Raw genomic sequence first — 17,438 nt, 5'->3', positions numbered from 1 at the left:
CTTCCATTATACCGGATATACAGCGGATGCGGGGACCCTATTTCGCTTCGTACCAGTTGCTGCCAAAACTTACCTCCGCCTTCAGCGGAACGGATAGCTCCAGCGCACCCGCCATCACCTCCGGCAGGAGCAGCTTCATCTGCTCCAGTTCATCCTCCGGCACCTCGAACACCAGCTCATCGTGCACCTGCAGCAGCATCCGGCTCTTAAGACCGCGCTCATGCAGCGCCTTGTCCATGTGAACCATGGCCAGCTTAATGATATCGGCAGCCGTTCCCTGAATCGGCGTATTCATCGCCGTACGTTCAGCGAATGAACGCAGATTGAAATTCTTCGCATTGATCTCCGGCAGATAACGGCGGCGCTCCAGCAGTGTAGTGACATACCCCTGCTTGCGGGCCTCCACGACAATATCATCCATATAACGGCGGACGCCCTTGAACACTTCGAAATATTGTTCGATGAACCGGGACGCTTCCTTGCGCGGAATATTCAGGTTCTGTGACAGGCCGTAATCGCTGATGCCATACACAATGCCGAAGTTAACCGCCTTGGCGGAGCGGCGCATATTGCTGTCGACACTGTCCGCTGTGACTCCGAAGACATCCATGGCTGTCTTGGTATGAATGTCCATATCCTCTACAAAAGCTTCCTTCATCCGCTCATCACCCGAGATATGCGCCAGCACACGCAGCTCGATCTGCGAGTAATCCGCTGCCAGAATTGACCAGCCCGGTTCGGAAGGCACGAACACCTTGCGAATCTTGCGGCCCTCTTCCAGCCGGATCGGAATATTCTGCAGGTTCGGGAATTGGCTGCTCAACCGGCCCGTTGCGGCAATGGTCTGCCGGTAGAAGGTATGCACCTTGCCGGTCTCCGGCGAGATTTCCTTCAGCAGGCCTTCCACATAGGTAGATTGCAGCTTGGCAATGGAACGGTATTGCAGAATCAGACGCACGGCGTCATGGTAAGGCGCAAGCTTCTCCAGCACCTCGGCATCGGTGGAATACCCAGTTTTTGTCTTCTTCACCACAGGCAGGCCAAGCTTCACGAACAGGATTTCGCCCAGCTGCTTCGGTGAATTGAGATTGAACTCCGTACCGCAGATGGAATAGATCTCGGCCACCAGCCTGGCGATCTGAGCTTCGAATTCTTTGCCCAGCTCCAGGAGGTCGTCTCTGTTGACGGCAATTCCCTGCTTCTCCATATCGGCAAGAATCCGCGAGAGCGGCATCTCCAGATCCTGGAACAGTCCGGTCATTCCCGTCTTGTCCAGCTCCTCCTGCTGCTTCTGCACGATCCCAAGCACGGTTGCACTCTTGCGGGCGACATGGTTCCCAAGAATCTCAAGCTCCGGTATTCTATATTTAGCCCCTTTGCCAAACACATCTTCATCCGGCGACAGACGGGGCAGGCCGTATTTGCTGGTGAGATCATTCAGGTTCTGGCTCGCTTCCGTCGGGTCCAGCAGATAGGCAGCAAGCTGAACATCATTCGCCGCTCCGGCAAAAGCAATCCCGTGCCAATGCAGCGCCAGATCGGCACGGTGCAGGTCATACCCGCTCTTCGGCGCCTGCTCATCGCCGAGCCAATCCCGCAGCGGCTTCGCCGCGGGACTCTTCAGCAGATCAAACGGCACGAAATAATGCTGCTCCGGCGAAGACAGCCCGAGGCCAATGACCTCCGCACGGTGCGGATTCTCACCATTCGACTCCACATGCAGCGCAGAGATGTCCGGCAAGGCGGCAATCAGGCCAGCCAGCCCCGCTTCGTCCACAATCGTGATGGTAAGCGTTGCTGCTTCCACCTCTGCGGGATCTGAACCGCTGCTGCCTGCTGCATGGGAATAAGCGCTCAGGGACAGACGTTCGAGCAGGGATTTGAATTCCAGCTTGGCAAGGGCCGGACCGGCCGTATCCGTATGGATTCCGCTGAAGACCATATCCTCCCAGGCATGTTCAAGTGGAACCTCCCTATAGATCGTCGCCAGTTTCTTGCTCATGATGGCGCTGTCTGCGTGCTCCTCCAGCTTCTCCTTCATTTTCCCCTTCAGCTCACCGGTTCCAGCCAGTACCCCTTCCACCGATCCGAATTGCTGGAGCAGCTTAAGCGCCGTCTTCTCCCCTACTCCCGGAACTCCGGGAATATTGTCGCTGGCATCGCCCATCAGCCCCTTCAGATCAATAATCTGCTCCGGGGTGAGATCATATTTGTCCCGGATTTGCTGCGGACCGTACAGCTCCACTTCTGTAACGCCCTTGCGCACCAGGGCCACCGTGGTATGCTCGGAAGCCAGCTGCAGCATGTCCTTGTCCCCGGACACAATCATGACCTGACGCCCGGCGGCATCGGCCTCCCGGGAGATCGTGCCGATAATGTCATCGGCCTCATAGCCGCCGATCTCAAACTGCGGAACCCCCAGGCCCTTCAGTAATTCTTTCAGCAGCGGGAACTGCTCGGACAGCTCCGGCGGTGTCTTCTGACGTCCGCCTTTATAATCTTCATAGCCTTCATGCCGGAAGGTAATCTTCCCGGCGTCGAAGGCAACAATCATATGACTCGGTTTGTATTCGTCGATTAAACGCAGGAGCATGGTCGTAAATCCGTATACCGCATTCGTCTGCTGGCCCGCCGTATTCGTCAGCGGGGGCATCGCAAAAAACGCCCGGTAAATGATATTATTTCCATCAATCAGTATCAGCTTGTCCACACTAGCACCTCGCCTTTGTCTTTCTTACTTCTTATATATAGTACCATATGCCCTGCACCAAGTTGAAATCGTGTAGCGCAAAAAAAACAAGCCCCCGGGGAAAGGAAGGCTTGTTGTCGTAAGCTGTGCTTTTATTGATTCAGATCCGGGCGTTTGCCTGTAACAAGATAGACAACGCTCTCGCCAATATTGGTTGCGTGGTCGGCGATCCGCTCGATATAACGGCCCACCAGGGTCAGCAGCATGGCCTGATTCAGGGACTCCGGCTTCTCAACCATATAGGCATACAGTTCATTGATCATCGCACTGTACAACCCGTCTACCTGATCGTCATCCTGCGCCATTTTGTAGGCCAGATCCGTGTTCTCGTCCAGATAAGACTGAATGGCTTCCGTGGTCATTACAGTGACAAGCTCAGCCATCCGCGGAATATCCACCAGCGGCTTGATCAGCTGCTGCCCCTGGATGCGCATTGTCACCTTGGCTACATCCAGTGCCAGATCCCCCATACGCTCGAGGTCACTGGAGATTTTGAAGGCCACAATAATGCGGCGCAGATCCTTCGCTACCGGCTGCTGGGTAATGATCAGGCGTGAGCCGATCTCCATAATCCGGTCTTCCATGGCATTCAGCCGCAGATCGGCTTTGACAATCTCCTGGGCCCTTACGGTATCCAGAGTCTGCAGTGCCAATACCGCACCATCCAGGGCATCCGTTACATGCTCGCCCATCTGGTGCAGCAGCGTGCGCAGCTCTTCCAGATCTTTATCGAATTCTTTTCTGCGAATCATATGGGTAAACGATCCTCCTCCAAAACATATGGTCATCCAAGCATGAACCTAAGCCTCACTTAGCCGAAACGGCCGGAGATATAATCTTCTGTGCGGGAGTCCTTCGGGTTCGAAAACAGCAGTTCTGTATCCGCAGCCTCCACAATTACGCCGTTCAGGAAAAATACGGTGCGGCCCGATACGCGTGCAGCCTGATGCATATTATGCGTGACCATCACAATCGTATACTTATCCCGCAGCTCCTGTACCAGCTCCTCAATCTTCAGCGTGGACACCGGGTCAAGTGCGGAGGTCGCCTCATCCATCAGCAGAATATCCGGCTGTACTGCAAGGGCTCTGGCAATACAGAGACGCTGCTGCTGGCCGCCGGACAGGCTGAGTGCAGACTTCTTGAGGAAATCCTTCACTTCCTCCCAGAGCGCGGATTGGCGCAGGCTTTGCTCCACAATGACATCCAGCTCGGCTTTGCCCTTCACCCCATGGAGGCGCGGACCATAAGCCACATTGTCATAGATCGACTTGGGAAAAGGATTGGGCTGCTGGAACACCATCCCTACCTGCTTGCGCAGACTCTCCACTTCAACCTCGTCGCTGTAAATATTTTTGCCGCCGATGTTCACTTTGCCTTCAATACGTGTTCCGGGAATCATGTCGTTCATACGGTTAAGGGTACGCAGCAGGGTGGATTTCCCGCAGCCGGAAGGGCCGATAAAAGCAGTTACCTGCTTCTCTGGGATTTGCAGATCCACATTCTTCAGTGCGTGAAACGACTCATAGTAGAGATCAAGCTTCTCTATGTCAATGATGGATTTCATTGGTTTCTGTTGTCTCCTTCTCATCATCTTCGTTCCCCATGATAAGCCTTCAGTGTAAATAGAGCTCCAGAGAATTGTTAACACAATGTAAAATCAAAGTGAGAAACAGAAGGATCAATTATCATATGAAGCTTATATATTATCTTTTTAAGTGACCGGTGTTCTCTTCTTGTTCACAACCAGCTTATATCCTACGCCGCGAATGGAATCAATATGCACGGATTCAGGATCAAGCTCAAGCTTCTTACGCAGCGAGCTGACATGCACATCTACGGTACGCTGCCCCCCGATATAGTCAAAGCCCCAGACTGCATTCATCAGATCATCCCGCGTCAGGACTACGCCCGGCTTCCGGGCCAGATACAGCAGCACTTCAAATTCCTTGGGACGCAGATTGATGCTCTGTCCGCCCAGGGAGACCTCATAACGCTCGGGGTAGATCTCAAGTTGTCCCAGAATAATCGTCGATGAAGACACGGCCGTCTCCGGCGGGGCTTCCTCGGCAATGCCGGAGATCCGCCGCAGCACGGCGCTGACACGGGCCAGCAGCTCGGATACGCCAAATGGCTTGGTAATATAGTCATCGGCCCCGGATTTCAGTCCCCGCACGACATCCTCTTCGGCATTCTTGGCCGTCAGTACAATGACCGGTGTCCGTATGCCTTGTCCGCGCAATTTATCCAGAATGTCAATGCCGTTCATGCCGGGCAGCATAAGATCCAGTACGATCAGGTCAAAAGGTTCTCTAGTCGCACGGTCGTATCCTGCCGTTCCATGATCCTCCACCGTCACTTCATAGCCTTCCTGTGTCAGGTTATACGACAGCAGCCGGGCCAGTGTCGGTTCGTCTTCAATGACAAGCAATCGTTGTGCCATAGGTTCCCCCGTCTTTTCATAGGTTATTAATTTACAAAACTGCACATATGCACATCATAGCACCACAATGTTAACTTAGTGTAAAAATACGAATTAAATTAAGCTGATCCCTATGATCCCTATTGATGATCTTCCTGCAATAGCGGCAGTTCCAGGATAAACGAGCTGCCGATGCCAAGATCGCTCTCTACATTAATGGAGCCGCGGTGCAGCTCTACCAGATGCTTGACAATGGATAACCCGAGACCGGTTCCGCCGGAGCTTCTGGAGCGGGCTTTGTCCACCCGGTAAAAGCGTTCAAAGATCCGCGGCAGATCCTTGCGCGGAATTCCCATCCCCGTATCACTTACGGTAAAGCGTACGCTCTCTGTTCCATCCGGCTTCTGAATGTTCATGGCGGTGACTCTTACATTCCCGCCGTCCTGGGTATAGTTGATTGCATTGGAGAGCAGATTCATGAAGATCTGGCGCAGCTTGTCCTCATCTCCCTCAATGAACAGCTCGGCTGGCACATCAGAGCTGAGTGTAATTTTCTTCTTCTCCGCTACCTTACTAAGTGTCTCCAGGACAGAATCGAAGAATTCGATGAGATGGACCGGAGAGCATTCCAGTTGAACGCGTTTGGATTCGATTTTGGACAGCTCCAGGATGTCGCCGATCAGGCGGTTCAGCCGTTCATTCTCGTCGTATATGATCTGCAGGAACGAACGCGCTGTCTTCTCATCCGTAACCCCCCCGCCCAGCAGGGTCTCGGCGAAGCCTTTTACGGCAGCGACAGGGGTCTTCAGCTCGTGGGAGACATTGGCGACGAATTCGCTGCGCATTTTCTCCAGACGGCGGATCTCCGTAACCTCCTGCAACAGGAACAGCATTCCCCGGGAGCAGCCGTCCTGTATCATCGGCACCCCGTCCACACGTACAATCCGCTCCACCGGGTTATAGATGCTGCGCTCCTCATGAATGGGCTCGCCTGCGGATACCCCGTCATCAATCAGCCGGGTAAGCTCATAATGATGCTTGATCTCCTTATAAGAATGCCCGGTCATCTCGCTGTGCTTCACATCGAGCAAGCGTTCGGCCGCCCGGTTAAGCAAGGCGATCTCCCCTTCTGCGTTGATCATCACAATTCCGCCGGTCATGTTATCAAGTACGCTCTGCAAAAGGTCCTCATTATCGCGGATCGTCTTGAGCTGGGCTTGCAGGCTGTCGGCCATCGCGTTGATTGCCGTTGCCAGCTGGCCGATCTCATCCTTGCGCTTCATAGGCACGCGGGCGTCATAGTCCAAATCGGTAATCCGCCGGGCCACTCTGGTGATCTGCTCCAGCGGTGAAGTCATACTGGAGGCTACCTTGTAGCTCACCAGGGTGGCCGCGATAAAGAGCAGCACAAGTCCCCCTGCCATGATCATCCACGCCCGGTTCAATCCTTCCGATACGGTATCCAGACCCATGGACAGCCGGATATATCCGTCGAACCCCTGATCAGACACAACCGCACCGGCAACATACAGCATCTCGCGGTCCAGTGTATCGCTGTAGCGGATCGCCCGGCCAATCCCTTCCTTCGCGGCAAGCAGCTCCTCTTCACGGGTGGAATGATTGTCCATATCCAGCGGATTTTTCTCCGAGTCGCCAATCACCCGGCCCTGCTTGGTAATGAAGGTGATCCGTGATCCGGTCAATGAAGAGATCTTCTCTGCCTGTTCGGTATAGTAATTCAAGGCGTCCGGACTGTTGGTGTTGAGGAATGAAAAGGTGCCGGAGAGCAGCTTTATTTCCCGGGACATGTTCTCTTCCAGTACGGAAATATGTGAGTCCTTGAACAACTGAGCCATGGTTATTCCGGCCCCGGTCATTGATATCCCTATCAAAGCCATAAGTATGATGGTAAGTCGAATGCGGAATGGTTTCATCAGCAGTAGTCCTCTTCCTTGTCATTATGTCCTTGAGAACACTCTACCTTCATTCTCGTCAAAATACCAGTTCCGGCGGTGATTATCAACGGAGTGTAAGGTGATTGTCATGCGAGCGTAAAATGAAGAGGGCCTGGAGTAGCAGTAACGTTAGAACTCACTGTGGACACTCCGCAAACGGCCTGTTGTTCCGATCGCTGCCCAGTCCAGATTTTATTATTTTTACCTTAGCGGTGAAAATCCGGACACAAAGGCGAACGCTGCGCTTCTCCACAATCAGTCCGTCCGCTCCGCTGTTTTAGAGTGGGAGTTACGGAAAACCTTAAACCCTTAACCCTAAACCCAGTCCATATAATGAATTAAAAAAGAAATCGCCCTTTATTAAAGGGCAGTATCATGCCACTTAAATAAAGAGCAATTCTGTATATACTTATAACCAATGACTCTTTGGTCTCCCACTAACTTTCAGCGTATCATCTACTGGTTTATTCGCTATTCGCGGGAGAGATCCGGTTACTTCTGAAATCCTGCCCAATATGCAACATTCTCCTCATTAGCTCGGCCCAAAACCAAAAGTGTTGCACAAAAAGCAGGCGTGTTGATTACCCATATTATGGGATGACAAAAGCGCCTAGATGACCTTTACGCCTGAGCAGACTAAACTGAACCTGCCACTCCAGCGGAAGATTAAATATACGCCAGTACTGCATAAATTCCCAAAGAGTCAGTTGAGTGAAGACCGGTACCTTCGATGAATTTCATCAAAAATGTACTTCAAAAGCACATATGTGGCAAGGGCCACAAACAATTGGCTATATACCGCATTTTCGGTGGTTCCAAAGAGACAAGGGACATTCAAATGCTGTTTCACCCAGCGGAAAAAGACTTCAATCTCCCAGCGTGCTTTGTAAATTTCAGCAATCACATGAGCGGACTCTTTCCTCAAATCGGTCACGACCCTTACGACTTCACCCCGGTCATTTTCAAATTCAACGACGCGGTGGCGCTGGGCGGATTGGTGTTTCCCTTGACCGATATAACAGGTGATATCGCGTACAATTTTGCTATCTCCCTCCGCCGGTCGCTGAAGCTTTCGCGGCATCACCAAATGGAGATTGTCCTTCAGACGAATCACAAAGGACTGACCTTGCTGCACATATTGATCCAATCGACCGATTTTTCCATACGCTCGATCCTGGACTAAAAGGTAGTCCTTATCGGCCAAGACTTCTCCAAATGGAGCGTCATTGCGCCGGGCAAACGATTCGACCACATTCACGGGTGAATGCTGTCCATGCGAAAGAGCCACATGCAGCTTAATGCCTCCTCTGAATTTTTTATACGGAGCCCAAGACATGCGGGAGTTTGCCGCCGTAATCGTCGTAGAGTCAATAAGCAGAAGATCTTTAGGCAGATTCAGGTGCCGCTGGGTTTGCCGGTTACATTTCTGGACGAGCATTTGAAACAAACGTTTGAAAATATCGTAAGGAACTTCACCGGCTTTGCCAGAAAACGTGGAGTAATGAATCTCAGGCAAGTCAACGCTTGGGCCTAAGCGGGCACTTTGCCGAAAGCCGTCCCATTTGTGGTAGCTGGCTTGGACAAAGTAGTCGAGGAGTAACCCGACCGTCATTTTGGTTGCTGTATCCGTATAGTCCTCGGTCTGTCCGGTCACCATTTCAACTTCTTCCGGAGTTAATACTTGTTTGAACACGGCCAAGAATGGGGTATTATTATTCATGAGGTCGCCTCATTTCGGTTTGGTTTGGTCGTACTTACCATTACCCGAAATGGCGGCCTTTTTTGTCCCTTTTTTTGGGAAATCAACACGCTTAAAAAAGCAGCTTTTCACTATCTCTAGGCGGATCTGCGGAATAATTCCTGCAATCCATGCAACAATCCTCCCGCACACCCAGGCATCTAGGGATCGAAGCTGCAACAAATGCAACATTTATGGCCGCAGGCTTACTTGAGCTCCTTCTTGCCAGCATCATTCCATCCGTCGGGGAGTCTTTAGAAATCATCTTTCTTCCGCTAACTCCCCAGCAGTTGACCGGTACTACTCAGACTTAATTGCGCCACTATACTGAACGTTACTGATCCTTCCAGCGCTGCACACTTAGTGTCACTGTCTGCGCTCCGCCTGCCGGCGTAAGCGTCCGGTTGGCAAGTTCCGCGCCGCTGGATGTAGTCTCTACCGTGCCCCAGCTTCCGCGCGTCAGCTTATACGTCACGGCGGTGCCTGCCGGAAGATTCAAGGTGACCGAATAGATTCCATCGCTGCCGCGTGTCAGCAGGTAGGCTGGATCTGCCGCATTCCAGCTGTTGAATGATCCCGTCAGATAGACCGGGGCATTCGACGGAGTGGACCCCGGAATGCTTACCCGGAAGGTCACGCTGTCTGCCTGAGGTTCACCCGTGGTTAAGCTCCCCCCTGCCAGACTGGAGCTGCCGGTACCAAAATGATAATTGTTGCCGCCATTGCTATCCCAGGTGCCGCTGCCGTTATTGAAAGCTGCGGTCAGACCTGTGGCGCTGCCCAGCGGAACGGTAATGGACTTGTAGCCGGTGAAGTCCGAGGCCTGCATCTGCACGCCCGGCGAAGTCGTCCAGACCGTTGCCCCATCTAGCTTGTAATGGATATAAGAGTTGCTGAACGCCGTATTCTTGTAATAGATTGTCGCAGTGTTGCCCGCCGGAGTGGCGGTTGGCACAGGTGTTGCCGTTGGCGCTACGCTCGGTGTAGCTGTTGGCGCTACCGTTGGAGCTACAGTCGGTGTTGCGGTCGGCGATACAGTTGGTGTAGCTGTTGGAGTTGCAATAGGCGTTGCGGTCGGTGATGCCGTTGGCGCTACAGTTGGTGCCACCGTGGGCGTTGGGCTCGGCATCACCGTTGGCGTTGGTATCACCGTCGCCGTTGGCGTCGCCCCAGGCGTCACGGTCGGTGTCGCCGTTGGCGCAGCCGGAGCGCCCGGCAGAATTTTACCTGCCCCGCTATAGGTCCAGATGCCGGTGCCGAACAGGTAATTGCTGCCGCCGTTGCTGTCCCAGGTCCCGCTGCCGTTATTGAAGCAGGCTTCGAGCTGGGTAGCTGCGCCGGTGTTGATGGTGATTTTGTTATAGCCTGCCACTTCCGATGCCGGAATCACTACGCCTGGTGCACTCGTCCATGTCCCCCCAGCCGGGCGGTAATGGATGTAAGGAGTGGAATAACCCTGCTTATAGTAGATCGTAACATTATTGCCTGCCGGGGTGGTGGCAGCTGCTGCGGCACTGAAGCCGGAGAGGTTGCCGGACGCATCATAGGCTTTAATTCTGTATTCGTATGCAGTGCTGGCTGACAAGCCGCTGTCTGTATATGAGGTAGAGGCAGTTGTTCCAATTTTGCCACCATTGCGGTAGATCTCATAGCCTGTAACACGGATATTATCTGTAGCGGCATCCCATGCTAGCCCGATAGAGGAAGCATTAACCACCGTAACCTGAAGATTGGCCGGGACAGTCGGAGCTTCGGTATCCGGGACAGCGGGCACATCGGTGATGAACGGATGCGTTCCTTCAATAGTGCCTTGCATACTTTCCGTATACTTGCCGTTCGCCAGCGTATATTTTCCGGCACCGACATAGACCTGCTGGATATCGCTTTTGGTGACGTTGCCTTTGGCATCCTTGGCTTCAATATAGTAGTCTAACAGCTGATTGCGGTAATCGGAGATGTAGGAGAAATACAGATTCCCGATATCCGTGGCCGGAACCTTCTGCATGATCGTCTTGCTGCTTGGCTGCCAGTCTACACCGTTAATATCCGCGCTCAGGTCACGGACATTCATCGGGTATTCCGTCCACGCACCGACTTTGACGGGATCAATGCCGGGTACACCGGCTGCAGCCAAAGCAGCGGGATCATATACTTTGAAGGTATTATCCGCTGCATCTGCCGTCTTATCGCGGTGAGCCCGGACCTTAACCTTAATCTCACTGATCCCGCTCGTATCGAACGCATACGTATAAATGGCAAAAGCATTATTGTAATGCTGAAGAGTCCAGCCTTCTGCCTTGCTGACATTGGCACTGCCCGGATTGTACGGGTAGCGCTGCGGCCACCAGACGGAAGGGCCGGTTTTATCTTTGGCCTGCTTCTGTGATACATAGGGCTTGGAGAAATAGAGCGATTGATTGAAGGACAACGCCGGCTTCACACTGTCATCCACATTCTCATCATAATAGCCGAATCCCGAGTCCATCGCAGGAAGCAGGAAATACCAGGCCAGCTCAGCGGGATTGGCACCTCCTGCGTAATCATTCGCGGCGTTCCCCTTCACAGGATAGGAGAGCATCCAAGGATTCAACTGGTTGCCCTCGTAGGTCACCTCCCGGTCCAGCGGATTCCCCGGCTTCCAATAATTCGGATGCTCATCCAGCCAGATCTGCTCAGCCGTCTTGGCATAATTCAGAGAAGCCTGGAGCAGGGCAAAGTTCCGCTCAAGATAATGATAGCCCTTCTCGAAGGAGACGGTCATACCTTCCTGGACACCCGCCAGATTCTTCTTCGGAGCGTACGCGGTTCCATTCACCTGATTGAAGGCCGTGAACTGTCCCTTCCAGATTCCGAACGGCAGATGCCAGTGGTACCAGGTCGGATCAGAGGACGAATCCCGGGTATCGATCCAGGAGCCGTCCTGTACATGAACCACATCGCTAGCTGCTGGTGTATTGCTGCGCAGATACTCATCAATCCCCATTCCGGTCACACCGCTGCTTGCATAGGTGACATTCCCGGCATTACGCCAAGTCTCCTCGGAGCCGGCCCGGCCCGAAGAATTATCCCCGTCATGGGCCACGACAAAAATCTGCTTCTGCGCGACCAGATTCTCATACGGCTTAAGCACATCTGCTTTTACCTGGCCCAGGTATCCTTCCTCCCAGGACTGCGCCTGGGCGACTGGTACGCCGACCACCCTGGACTCAGCCCCGGTTGCCGGGTCCACATAACGGACCCAATGGGCCGTGGAAGCAAAAGGGTATTTGTTGTAGACCACCTGCTGCTCATTGAACATCGGTTCACTCACCCAGGCCCCGGCCGTACTGACATTCTGCAGATCACTGCGGTTAGGCGGTGAGACCATCGTATCTGTGCCGGGACTGTCCAGCAGCGGATAATCCTTAAGTGTGCGGGAGAAATGGTTGTTGCCGATCACGGACCACTGGATGCCGAGCTTGTTCAGCACCGGGATGATCCGCTCCGAGAACCCCAGCTCTGTCGGGAAAAATCCCTTCGATGACTTATAGCTGCTGCCAAGGAAATACGGCTGGGCCATTGATGCTCCATGATAGATCATATCCTTGAGCAAATAATCGTTGCCGACCAGCGGTCCCATCGAATGATGCCCGGAGAAATGAATCAGGTCGAGCATGTTGTCGCCGCCCGTGGTTTTGAGCTGATTCACGGCATTCTTCCACGGAGTTCCCCAGGCCGGATTATTGTATCCGCTTACATTTCCTTGTTGAATAATGCTGTTCACATTGTTCACTACAGACCCCGACATGGTAACATGCATTTGCGCCTGGGGATGATTACTGTTCAGCGCATTCGCTACACTCCAGGGCCAGGTTAAATACGCACCGGTCTTGGCGTGATGCGAATAATAGGAGACTAGGTCATCGTGGGGCATCGGAGATCCATTCGGCAGATAATAAGGATATCCTGAGGGCGGATTCTGCTTTAGCTGGATGACTTCTCCATCGTAGGTATAGCGGATCGGGCTGCCTACAGGTGTTGAATTGTAAGTGTTTAGGTCATAGTAGGCCCAGAAATTCGGCATATGATTATGGTAGACATGCGTAGCAGCAATATCTGCCGAGACAGGAGACAATACTGCCGGAATGCTCAGAAGCCCGCCCAGAAGCAGGGCTGTAATTTTGCGCAGGGAGGTAGATTTCTTGGTCATTGGTCAACTCCTTCTCATCAGGTTCATTCTTCTTCGTTAAAAAACGGGGGCGCCGGACATTCATCCTGCGCCCCCTCTAGCTGCTTACTGATCCTTCCAGCGCTGTACACTTACTGTCACTGTCTGCGCTCCGCCTGCCGGCGTAAGCGTCCGATTGGCAATTTCTGCGCCGCTGGATGTAGTCTCTACCGTGCCCCAGCTTCCGCGCGTCAGCTTATACGTCACGGCGGTGCCTGCCGGAAGATTCAAGGTGACAGAATAGACACCATCACTGCCACGAGTCAGCAGGTAAGCTGAGTCTGCCGCATTCCAGCTGTTGAACGATCCGGTCAGATAGACAGGTGCATTCGCCGGAGTGGACCCCGGAACGCTGACGCGGAAGGTCACGCTGTCTGCCTGAGGTTCGCCGGAGGTCAAGCTCCCCCCCACCAGACTGGAGCTGCCGGTGCCAAAATGATAATTGTTGCCGCCATTGCTATCCCAGGTGCCGCTGCCGTTATTGAAAGCTGCGGTCAGACCTGTGGCGCTGCCCAGCGGAACGGTAATGGACTTGTAGCCGCTGAAGTCCGAGGCCTGCATCTGCACGCCCGGTGAAGTCGTCCAGACCGTTGCCCCATCCAGCTTGTAATGGATATAGGAGTTGCTGAACGCCGTATTCTTGTAATAGATTGTCGCAGTGTTACCCGCCGGAGTGGCGGTTGGCACAGGTGTTGCCGTAGGCGCTACCGTTGGTGTTGCGGTCGGTGCTACAGTAGGTGTCGCCGTTGGCGCTACGGTCGGTGTTGCGGTCGGCGCCACGGTTGGTGTCGCTGTTGGTGCTACGGTTGGCGTAGCAGTCGGCGATGCCGTTGGCGTTACCGGGCCACCTGCCTGGATATTGCCTGTAGGCGTGTAGGTCCAGGTGCCGGTGCCGAACAGATAATTGCTGCCGCCATTGCTATCCCAGGTGCCGCTGCCGTTATTGAAGCAGGCTTCGAGCTGGGTGGCTGCGCCGATGTTAATGGTGATTTTGTTATAGCCTGCTACCTCGGCGGCCGGAATGGCCACACCCGGTGATGTCGTCCAAGTCCCGCCCACCGGGCGGTAATGAATGTACGGATTGGTGTAACCCTGCTTGTAGTATATCGTTACACTGTTCCCGGCTGGTGTGACAATCAGTGCCGCTGCGCTAAGTGCCGACAGATTGGCGGCTGCGTCATACGCTTTTACCGTATAAGAATAATTAGTGCTGCCGGATAATCCGCTATCGGTATACGATGTAGTCGCAGAGGTTCCGATCTTGACTCCATTGCGGTAAATCTCATACCCTGTAACTCCGACATTATCCGTGGAGGCCGACCAGGACACAAGTGCACTGGAGGCATTCTGGACCGTAGCCGTTACATTCTCCGGAACAGTCGGAGCCTTCGTATCAACGATGGACTGAGTCTTGGAGTAGATTTTGGCCGAATTGGCGCCCAGGGTAACTGTAATTTGCTTACCGGTGACACCGCCTGCCTGCACCGTTACAGTATCGGAGGGGTTCAACTGGTTAATCAGAACCGTACCTGCGGTAAGCGTGCTTTCGGCGCGCAGCGGCAGCGTTACCGTCTGTGATCCGCCGGATGCATTACTGAATGCGGAGATGACCTCCTGGCCGACATTCGTGCCACTGTCAATCCGCCGCGAGAACGCGTACAGATTCTGGGCGGACCACATCTCACGCTGGGTGCCGGTGCGCAGGGCCGGATTGTTCTTGCGGATCTCGTTCAGCTTGGCTACATGCTTGAAGGTACTTGCATTCTCATTGAAATAATTCTCCAGCACATTACCGCTTGTATCCCGCTTCACCATCGACCAGCGGTTCCAAGTATCAGCGATGCCGCCCGTCATGATCTGTCCGTTGCCGTTGCCCTTGTTCTGCTCCGTTCCCTGGAAGACCACAGGCGTTCCGCGCACGGTGAAAATAAAGGACAAAGCATTCTGCAGCTTCTCTACACTGCCCCCGGCTTCTGTCAGGAAGCGGTTGCGGTCATGATTGTCGATGAAGGTAACCATATGGTTGGCATTGCCGCCGTAGTAGGAGTCTTGAGCCAGGGTACCTTTAATATTCGCGTCAAAAGACTGCCCGTACGCGAAGCTGTTCAGCACGGAGAAGAACAGCGGGAAGTCCAGCATCCCCCACTCCTTATTGGTGCCGACCCAGCGGGAGACGAATTCGGCATTGCCGTCAAAGTTCTCCCCGAAGGTATTCACGCCCAGCAGGTTCTGAAGTTCGCCGATATCTGTCGGCTTGATCAGCTTGGCCGCATCTACACGGGCACCGTCTGCCCCCGTATAGTCGAACCAGCCTTTAATGGAGCTGAAGATGGCCTGCTTGGCGGCAGGAACATCGAAGTCGATATCATCCAGACCGCCCAGATCATGGTTCTCCAGATAATCCTGGGCCCACTGATCGTACCGTCCATCGGCAAGTGACCAGTTAATATCCCCGTTATGGTGATACCAGGCCGGATTATTGAACGGAGCAGCCGGCTGCAGGGACGGGATATCATAATAGGCCTGAGTGCCGAGCATGTAATCACCGATGTGGTTGGGAACGACATCAATAATTACCTTGATCCCGAGTGCATGTGCAGAATCTACCAGCTCCTTCAGCTTCTCTTTAGTGCCGAAGTAAGGATTGGCCGCATTGGGATCTTTTACATTATAGCCGTGGTAGGCCGTGTTCTTACCTGTGCCGTTGTTCTCGCGGTTGGTCATCTGCGGCTCGGCTACCGGTGAGATCCAGATCGCAGTATAGCCCATATTATGAATATACGGGAGCTTGTCAATGATCCCCTGCCAGTCGCCGCCCTTCATGTAACGGAAATCCTCCTCAGAGTTCTCCCCGTAGCGGATGGCTGCTCCTGTGGCATTATTGGAAGTGTTTCCGTCATGGAAGCGGTCAACCATAATCTGATAGATGGTGTCATTCTCGGTTACTGTACCAATACTTGCTGCTTCAGCCTTGGCTGGGGGCAGAACGAACATGCTCATCGTGATCGACAGTACAATAGATGTGATTAGAACGGGAACTAGCCAACGTGTACGTTTACTTTTCATTCCTCATCTCCCTCTCATAAAAAACGGATGCAACACACTTTCAGCAAGGAATAAGCTGCCGTCAATAGCTCCAATCTTTGCATTACAGGGAAACCGGTTTCCCCACTAAAAATTAACATGTCCCTGTATGCGCTGTCAAGACATATAATTTATAACTTCGACAAGCCGCATCCTATATGGGCTGCCGACTCTGCAATACATAGAAAAATCATTATTCAGCACAGCTTTATACCTGTTTGTGCTTTTCAGGAAGCTGTTGCCTCCAGAAAATATAATGTTAGACTGATAAAAGGAAATGCTGCGTATAAGGGGACTGAGATTTATGATGAACCCATCCATTCTGAGGGACGGATTAAGAATCATCTCTTCATGTAAAAAAGAAACAGGGGATATTTGGCAGGCTCACTTTGGTGCTGCCGCTATCGGCAGTTATTTTTTTGTTAGAACGAATAATCCGGCTCCAGAGCTTGCCCGACTTGTAGCTTTACAGACCGAAGCGATGATCCAAAGGGTTCTTGGGGAGAACGGCATACAGCATCGTGCCGCTTGTGACGAGCAAATTGCTGTAACTGCCATACTTGAGGCCCTTGATACAACGATTGATCAGTTACACTGGGTCGGTCATAATGTGATTTACAGCGCATCGTGTCTGCTGGCCATTCATGAACTTAAGAGCTGGGGAAGTGCGGAGGATCTTGCAGGAATAACCGATCTTATCCGCTCGTTTGAGCGGACAATTCCGGGGCGGTCATGGATTGGGTTCTCTGCTTCCGAGGTGAAGAGGATGGAGGTTACTAACGAGGACGGCTTTCCGGTTATATCGAATCCCGGTGAGCTTTCTTCGCTTGTCTTGGAAGAACTAGCTGATTTCCCTGTCATTTACCGGGCAGAAGCACATCATGATCTGATGGGTCATATGCTGACTTTCTCCCACGCGTTAAACATCCTGTATGACCTTGGCCATATCTCCTTTTTCCAAAGAGGATTACCGCCTCTGATGAAATTGATTAAAGTTCTGCGCCACAGCCGTAACCTTGTACCTGGAGAACCCATCAAGCTGGTTTCACCTGTCGATCATTTGCCCCTGAAGCCGGCTGAGCGTGCGGACGTACTGCCGACCGACATTAAGTTTTGGGAAAAGGACTATAGCGGGCAGGATTGGGATTATGGTCACGTGTTTAAATTCACCCACAGCTTCTATGACCATTTACAACGTGTCGAGCATAAGAAAGAATCCTATATTGAAAAATTCCGGTATACGCTAATTCAATAAACCTCTTATATTTAAAAACAGCGTCAGT

9 protein-coding genes are annotated in these 17,438 nt (G+C 52.9%); 1 reads left to right on the top strand and 8 read right to left on the bottom strand.

Going from position 1 to position 17,438, the window contains the following annotated elements:
* Positions 1–37 precede the first annotated feature (37 nt).
* The 8 genes from polA to KDC22_RS10080 form a co-directional block, all read right to left on the bottom strand.
* On the bottom strand, positions 38–2,710 hold the full coding sequence (gene polA / locus KDC22_RS10115; protein WP_211722922.1) for a DNA polymerase I: 2,673 nt from the start codon (positions 2,708–2,710) through the stop codon (positions 38–40).
* A gap of 131 nt (positions 2,711–2,841) precedes the next feature.
* Entirely contained in the window at positions 2,842–3,501 is a 660-nt protein-coding gene (phoU, locus tag KDC22_RS10110) for a phosphate signaling complex protein PhoU (RefSeq protein ID WP_173140335.1), read from the bottom strand.
* Positions 3,502–3,560: 59 nt separating this feature from the next.
* Positions 3,561–4,316: a phosphate ABC transporter ATP-binding protein PstB gene (gene pstB / locus KDC22_RS10105; RefSeq protein ID WP_216857490.1), complete on the bottom strand. Its 756-nt coding sequence runs from the start codon at positions 4,314–4,316 to the stop codon at positions 3,561–3,563.
* A gap of 147 nt (positions 4,317–4,463) precedes the next feature.
* A complete protein-coding gene (locus KDC22_RS10100) occupies positions 4,464–5,192 on the bottom strand; it encodes a response regulator transcription factor (RefSeq protein ID WP_173140339.1) in 729 nt (242 codons plus the stop codon).
* Between the two features lie 119 nt (positions 5,193–5,311).
* On the bottom strand, positions 5,312–7,105 hold the full coding sequence (pnpS, locus tag KDC22_RS10095) for a two-component system histidine kinase PnpS (RefSeq protein ID WP_211722921.1): 1,794 nt from the start codon (positions 7,103–7,105) through the stop codon (positions 5,312–5,314).
* 724 nt (positions 7,106–7,829) lie between these two features.
* On the bottom strand, positions 7,830–8,846 hold the full coding sequence (locus KDC22_RS10090; protein WP_211722920.1) for an IS4 family transposase: 1,017 nt from the start codon (positions 8,844–8,846) through the stop codon (positions 7,830–7,832).
* 352 nt (positions 8,847–9,198) lie between these two features.
* On the bottom strand, positions 9,199–13,053 hold the full coding sequence (locus tag KDC22_RS10085; RefSeq protein ID WP_211722919.1) for a carbohydrate binding domain-containing protein: 3,855 nt from the start codon (positions 13,051–13,053) through the stop codon (positions 9,199–9,201).
* Positions 13,054–13,137: 84 nt separating this feature from the next.
* Positions 13,138–16,137, bottom strand: a complete 3,000-nt coding sequence (locus KDC22_RS10080) for an alpha-amylase family glycosyl hydrolase (protein WP_211722918.1) — start codon at positions 16,135–16,137, stop codon at positions 13,138–13,140.
* Between the two features lie 322 nt (positions 16,138–16,459).
* Here KDC22_RS10080 and KDC22_RS10075 point away from each other — a divergent pair, with 322 nt between their 5' ends.
* On the top strand, positions 16,460–17,410 hold the full coding sequence (locus KDC22_RS10075; RefSeq protein WP_211722917.1) for a hypothetical protein: 951 nt from the start codon (positions 16,460–16,462) through the stop codon (positions 17,408–17,410).
* The last annotated feature ends 28 nt before the right edge of the window (positions 17,411–17,438 follow it).

Source organism: Paenibacillus tritici (assembly GCF_018207515.1).
Lineage (GTDB): Bacteria > Bacillota > Bacilli > Paenibacillales > Paenibacillaceae > Paenibacillus_AQ > Paenibacillus_AQ tritici.
Note: the sequence above shows the minus strand (reverse complement) of the source record. Positions and strands in the feature narration are given on the sequence as shown.

Excerpts from the sequence above, each read along its gene's own strand:
- pstB (WP_216857490.1), bottom strand. The coding sequence starts at position 4,316 with ATGAAATCCATCATTGACATAGAGAAGCTTGATCTCTACTATGAGTCG.
- KDC22_RS10100 (WP_173140339.1), bottom strand. The coding sequence starts at position 5,192 with ATGGCACAACGATTGCTTGTCATTGAAGACGAACCGACACTGGCCCGG.
- phoU (WP_173140335.1), bottom strand. The coding sequence starts at position 3,501 with ATGATTCGCAGAAAAGAATTCGATAAAGATCTGGAAGAGCTGCGCACG.
- KDC22_RS10075 (WP_211722917.1), top strand. The coding sequence starts at position 16,460 with ATGATGAACCCATCCATTCTGAGGGACGGATTAAGAATCATCTCTTCA.
- pnpS (WP_211722921.1), bottom strand. The coding sequence starts at position 7,105 with ATGAAACCATTCCGCATTCGACTTACCATCATACTTATGGCTTTGATA.
- KDC22_RS10090 (WP_211722920.1), bottom strand. The coding sequence starts at position 8,846 with ATGAATAATAATACCCCATTCTTGGCCGTGTTCAAACAAGTATTAACT.
- KDC22_RS10080 (WP_211722918.1), bottom strand. The coding sequence starts at position 16,137 with ATGAAAAGTAAACGTACACGTTGGCTAGTTCCCGTTCTAATCACATCT.
- KDC22_RS10085 (WP_211722919.1), bottom strand. The coding sequence starts at position 13,053 with ATGACCAAGAAATCTACCTCCCTGCGCAAAATTACAGCCCTGCTTCTG.